The following is a 5,851-nucleotide window of genomic DNA, read 5'->3' as shown; positions in this document are numbered from 1 at the left end:
GAGAGCGGGCCCGGCAGAGGACACGGCCGGGGTGCTCGAGGCGGTCCTCGGGCAGGCTCTCGAGGTCATCCCAGAGACGGAACTGGAGCACGAGCCCCAGCGCGAGCAGGACGCCACGCGCCAGCCCCCCAGGCTCCCATGAGGAGGCCCCGGCTTGCCCCGCCGTTGCCAGGAAGACCGCCAGCGGCAGGAAGCGCGGGAGCGGGTAGCGCTCGCGAAGATACGCGAGGGCCTCAGTCGTGAGCGCGGACATGGCCGAGGTCTCCGTCCACCGAGAGCGTCTGTCCCTGGCGAATCCGCCGCGTGGCGTCCTTCACTCCGACGACGGAGGGCAGGCCGAACTCACGGGCGAGGATCGAGCCGTGCGACAGCATCCCGCCGCGCTCCATCACCAGGCCCTTGATCAGGAAGAACACCGGAGCCCAGCCTGGGTCCGTCTGGCGAGTAACGAGGATGTCGCCAGCGGTGAGCAGGTGCGAGTCCGCGAGGTCCTCCATCACCGTGCCGCGCGCGGTGACCTGCCCGCCGCACGTGCCGATGCCCGTGAGGGGTCCGCCCTCTGAAGAGTCTTCGTTCGAGGCCTCGGTCATGGCGCTCGTGAGCGCCTCTCCCTCGCGAAGGGTGAAGGTGTCGGGAGGGCTCAGCTGGCTGAGCTCCGCGTGCTGCGCGCGCCGCAGCGCGATCAGCGCGGCCGTGCCCCCTGCGAACATCGCGGTTCCCGACAGCAGCGCGTCGATCTCCGGGTAGGTGAGGAAGAAGATGTCCTCCGCCGCTCGGAGCTGGCCCCGCTGGGTCAGCTTCTCTCCGAGGGTGAGGGAGATCCGCCGCAGCCGCGTGTACAGCAGGGCCTGCTTCATCCGCGCCCGCTCGCGGAAGCCCACTGCCCTCTGAGTCCAAGTCAGGAGGTGCTCGAAGAGCCGGGAGCGGTCCGCGAAGGGGAGGAAGGACACCAGGCGCCGCTGGCGCAGCTCGTTCCGGATTCGAGCGGTGATGGCTTCACGCTCGGCGGTCTGCGTCCGGAGTCGCTCCGCGGGCGAGGCCCCCTCGAGTCCCACGTAGCCCTTGAGGATGTCGAGCAGCCCGGAGGGATCCTCCTGGAAGCTGGGCAGGGTCAGCATCAGCTCGCCGGAGCCACGGAAGCCGAAGCGCTCCAGGAAGTCATCGAGCGCCGCCTGGAACTCGGGGAAGGCTCCCTCTCGAATCCGCCGTGAGAGCTCACGGCCCGGCAAGGTCGAGAACAGCGCTCGCAGCTCGGGGCTCTGGCGGATCTGGCGTGACAGGACCCACAGCGCGTCAATGGGTGCGCTGCTCGCCAGATCGGACAGGCCCTTGAGCAGGGTGTTGTGGAGCGCGGCCTGCTCTGGCGCGGGGAACTCGTGGCGCAGGAGCTGCTGGAGTGCCCCATAGCAGACCATCGCGGCGGCATCGGCCAGCGAGGCGTGAGTCCAGCGGTGGAAGCGGATGTCGAGGAACCCGCGCAGGTCCTCGCGCAGCGCGGCGAGCGACTTGTCCGGGAGCAGCCGTGGGTGTGCGCCAGCACAGAAGGTGTCCACCGTGCGCTCGAACTCCTGGAGCCGCTCCTCCATCGACAGGTAGAGCCGGCCCGTCTTGAAGACGATGACCGACAGCTCCAGGGCATGAGTGAGCCGGGACGCATCGGGCTGGGCTGCGGGAGCATCCGGAGCCGCGGGTGCGCCCACGAACTGGTCGAAGTACCGGGCGAGCAGGTCTCCATACGGAGCCGCTCGGAGGACCTCATGGATGTTCGTCAGGTTGTAGTAGAGCCGCGCCCCATGGGCGCCGATGAGGTGGCGCAGCGGGGCCTCCATCCGCTCGAGTCGACGCGACGAGAGGCCAAACGCCTGGGCCAGGTTGCGGAAGTAGCAGCGGTAACCCTCGGCCGCCACCGAGTACAGCAGCGGCGTCACCGGACCCGGGAAGTTCTCGCTGATGTTCGCGTTGGACCAGAGCGATGCAGGGCCCGCTTCGGCCGCGGGAGCCTTCATGTCCCCCAGCGGCGCGGTGATGGGCCGGGCCTGGACGAAGTAGAGGTGGCCATCGCCATCGATCGTCCACTCGATGTCCTGCGGGCCGCCGAACTTCTCTTCCAGCAGCAGCCCCTGCCGGCCCAGCTGGGCGACGCGCGCCGTGTCGAGCAGGCCCGCCGCGTCATCCTCTTCCTGCTCCGGCGCGGCGAGGTGGCGCCACCGGTAGTCGCCGCGCGAGATGGTGAAGCTGCCCGGGTTGAGCCGGCCGGAGACGAGCGCCTCCCCCTGGCCATAGCAGTACTCGGCCAGCATCTCCTCGGCGAGCGGGCCCGTGGGCCCTCGCGTGAAGAGGACGCCGGCGACCCGTGACGGAACCAGCCGCTGGACCACCACACCCATGCCCCGCAGCGGAATGCCGCGCGAGAGCTGATACGCGAGCGATCGGCGGGACCAGTACGAGGCCCAGCAGCCAGCGAGCGCGCGCTCGAGCTGCTCGGGGGTGCGCACATGCAGGTGAGAGTCGAGCTGTCCCGCGAAGGAGGCCTCCTGGGAGTCCTCGCCTACGGCCGAGCTGCGGACGATGAGCTCCTGGTCCTCCAGCAGCTCTGTACGCCAGGCCGAGAGCTGCTCTCGGAAGGACGAGGGCAGGGGCGCCTCCAGGACGAGCCGCTGAATCTCCTGGGCCGCGGCATCGATGGCGGGCAGATCCTCGCGCCGCAGTGGAGCCTGGAGCCCACGGATGTGTTCACCGAGCCCGTCCTGGGCGAGGAACGCCTGGAACGCGGTGTTGGTGACGATGAAGCCCTCGGGTACCCGGAGGGAGAGCTTCTGCATCCTCCCGAGCGAGTGGGCCTTGCCTCCCACCTCTTCGGAGTGTTCAGCGTCCTCGAAGCGACGGAAGAGCGCGTTCATGCGGGCCTCGCCTTCACACCCAGGACGTACAGGGCGACGTTGAAGAGCCAGTGGATGGCCGGGCCCACGCCAAGCACGAAGAGCCAGGCCTGCCAGCTCAGCGGCACCAGCAGGCTCACGACCAGGAGCAACCCGATGATCGAGTCGAGCCGATCAATGGTGAAGCACAGCCAGCGTCCCCAGGCACTCGCCGGAGCGGAGCCCGGAGCGATGCCCAGCTGCCGCTTCATGAACGAGTTGGGGAGCTCACCGAGCATGAACCCGAGCGCCGCGCACCCGCCGAGGAGCGCGTACTGCAACGAGGTGAGCGGCCACAGCCCCTCGCCCAGGGGCGGGAGCGCGCGCACGGTGGCGCCGAGGAGCGCAAAGGCGAGCATCGCGGCGGGCACCATCACCACAAAGCCCTTCCACGTCTTGTTCGCACCGAAGAGCCGGCGGCCTCGGAAGGTGCGGCCCCCATCCAGTGGGAGGGCGAACCGGGCGGAGCGCGGGCTCTTGAACCACCACGTCTGCGCCGAGCCCGCGAGGATGAACCCGAGGATGAGGAAGAGCGCGCAGCGCAGCGGATTCAGCTCAGGAATCGCTTCCAGGAGGCTGAGGTCTCGAGTGCTTGTTAACGGCCAGAGCATGGCCCCTCACGTGCAAGGAGTGGCTCGGATGCAGTTGCGCATCCGATTTCGTGGAGGACCCTCATGCAGATTGAATGCCGCCCGCCGAGCGCTCGAGAGGTGACGCACTTGCGGCCGAGTGACTTCACCGGGGCACTGGTGGTCCTGGGCTTCTCGGTGCTGACGGCGCTCGCGCTCTGGTTGTCAGCCTCTAAAGGAGTGGCCCCGTGGCTGCTGGGGCAGCTGCTCCTGGCTGTCGCGCTGGTCCAGTGGTTCGTCCTCCTTCACGAGGCGGGGCACCGCACGCTCTTTCAGACGCGGCGCCTGCACGGGCTGGTGGGCCGGATCGCCAGTGTGTTCTGTGCAATTCCATTCACGGTGTGGACCGCCGTGCACGGTCAGCATCACAAGTGGATCGGCTGGCAGGATCGGGATCCCACCACCGCCTCACTCGTGCCGAGGCCGCTGGCCCGAGTGGAGCGGGTGCTCATCAACACCAGCTGGCGTTGGTGGATCCCGCTGTTCTCGGTGCTCTACCGCGTGAGCAACTTCTGGCACATGCCCCGGCTGTGGAGGCTGTTCCCCGAGCGCAGACACCGCGTCGCCTTCGCGGTGGATGCCGCGGTGCTGGTGCTCTTCTACGGAGGCATGTTGGTGTGGCTGGGCCCGGCACGCCTGGCGCACCTCGTGGGGCTGGGGCTGCTGCTGAGCCTCGTCTTCCTGGACATCATCCTGCTCAGCCAGCACACGCACATTCCGCTGAAGCTGAGCGGCGGCGAGGAGGTCCGGCCCTACGCCGCGCCGGAGCAGGGCGTCTTCACGCGCTCCCTGCGCTTCCCCGCCTGGTTCTCGGCGGGCGTCCTGCTGCACTTCGATGCCCACGAGCTCCACCACCTGTACCCGTCCGTGCCCGGCTACCACTTGAGGCGCATCCCGTACCGCCCGCCGGGCGAGGTGGACTGGTGGGGCTGGATCCGGCGCGCCCGGCGCATGCCTGCCGAGCGCTTCATGTTCCAGAACCGGAACGACACCGGCGAGGACCTCTGAGCCCAGCCACAAGACAGGCGCCGAAGCCTTACCGGAACCTCTGGAGCAGTCGGAAGCCGGTCTGGTAGTAACCACCGTCATCCACGGGACCATCATGCCCAGCAGCAAGAACGCTTCGCTTCCACGAAACCGCCTGCTTCGGCGGACCATCACTCGCCTGCTGTTCACTGTTCCCACGCTGTCGCTCACGGGGTGCTCGGACAGCGACGAACTGGGTTGCATACCGTATGACGCGTACACCGCGGACGTCCCAACCTACGATTCCCTGCCGGATGGCGGAATGCCCACGAACGCGAACTGCATGTCACTGTGCCTGCAGAAGTACCCCGAGAGCCATAGCTGCGTTGTTTATCAAATTCCAACGACCTTCGGGGATGGCGGTCAGGGCGAGAGCAGCTATACCCACTGTTACTTCCCCGTACCGGCGGGGTGCAGGTATGGCTCGGACGGTCGCAAGCCAGAGGGGCTACAGGCGTCGCGGGTAGAAGGACGTTGCCCGCTCGGCACCCTCTTCGCCCACATGGCCTGGATGGAGGCGGCTTCTGTGCCCGCCTTCCTCCGGCTCGCGGACGAGCTGAAGGCTTACGGTGCTCCCGGGGTGCTGATCCACGCGGCTCGGCGCTCGGCCGGTGAGGAGGTCCGCCACGCGCGCGCCGTGGGGGCTCTCGCCCGGCGGCACGGCGCCTCCGTACCCGAGGTGGAGATTGCCCCGTTCTCCTCGCGCTCGCTGGAGGCGATGGTGCTGGAGAACGCGACGGAGGGTTGTGTCCGGGAGACCTATGGCGCCGTGTTGGCCGGGTGGCAGGCACGGATGGCGCAGGACGAGCAGGTGCGAGAGGAGTTCGGCCGGATTGCCGAGGACGAACTGCGCCATGCCGAGCTGGCCTGGGCTGTGGATGCCTGGGCGGCGGAGCGGCTCACTCCCGCGGAGCGCCAGCGTGTGCTTGACGCACGTCACAAGGCGCTCCACGAGCTGGAGCGCCTCGTGGAGCAGGAGGAACCGGAGGCTGTGTTGATCCAGCAGGCGGGCCTTCCCCCGCGCGACTCCGCCCTCCACCTCCTGAGGGGGCTCCAGATCATGGTGGCATGACATGTGGTGACGCACCGCCCGAGCGCCATTGAGCAGCGTCACCAGCTGGAAGTCGCCGTCGCGGGTTGTCTGGCTTCGCTCTCAGGGCTCCTTTGGACAGGGTGCTTCCCGACCGCTGCGCATTGCTGCCACAATCGGGCGGAGACTTCCCATGGAAAACCCCCGGCCCCGACGTCCGCTGGAGTCCCTTGATCGCCTGGAGAGCG

The 5,851-nt window shown here is 68.5% G+C and carries 5 protein-coding genes; 2 read left to right on the top strand and 3 right to left on the bottom strand.

All coding sequences use genetic code 11. The annotated features are described in order from the left end of the window. From VD972_RS20550 to VD972_RS20540, 3 genes are all read right to left on the bottom strand, one after another. On the bottom strand, positions 1-253 hold a 253-nt coding region (locus VD972_RS20550), incomplete at its 3' end, for a hypothetical protein (protein ID WP_324989549.1). Next, positions 234-2,900 (bottom strand): PEP/pyruvate-binding domain-containing protein, encoded by a 2,667-nt coding sequence (locus VD972_RS20545; protein ID WP_324989547.1) that lies wholly within the window; start codon positions 2,898-2,900, stop codon positions 234-236. The genes VD972_RS20545 and VD972_RS20550, both read right to left, overlap by 20 nt. Next, on the bottom strand, positions 2,897-3,529 hold the full coding sequence (locus VD972_RS20540) for a CDP-archaeol synthase (RefSeq protein WP_324989545.1): 633 nt from the start codon (positions 3,527-3,529) through the stop codon (positions 2,897-2,899). Before VD972_RS20540 ends, VD972_RS20545 begins: the two co-directional genes overlap by 4 nt. Positions 3,530-3,592: 63 nt before the next feature. On the opposite strand from VD972_RS20540, the gene VD972_RS20535 reads away from it, so the two are divergent. After that, on the top strand, positions 3,593-4,555 hold the full coding sequence (locus tag VD972_RS20535; RefSeq protein ID WP_324989543.1) for a fatty acid desaturase family protein: 963 nt from the start codon (positions 3,593-3,595) through the stop codon (positions 4,553-4,555). 544 nt (positions 4,556-5,099) lie between these two features. Beyond that, positions 5,100-5,645, top strand: a complete 546-nt coding sequence (locus VD972_RS20530) for a hypothetical protein (RefSeq protein WP_324989541.1) — start codon at positions 5,100-5,102, stop codon at positions 5,643-5,645. Positions 5,646-5,851 lie beyond the last annotated feature (206 nt).

The sequence above is a fragment of the Hyalangium sp. genome, assembly GCF_035629615.1.
GTDB lineage: Bacteria > Myxococcota > Myxococcia > Myxococcales > Myxococcaceae > Hyalangium.
This window is presented reverse-complemented; position numbering and strand designations above follow the sequence as displayed.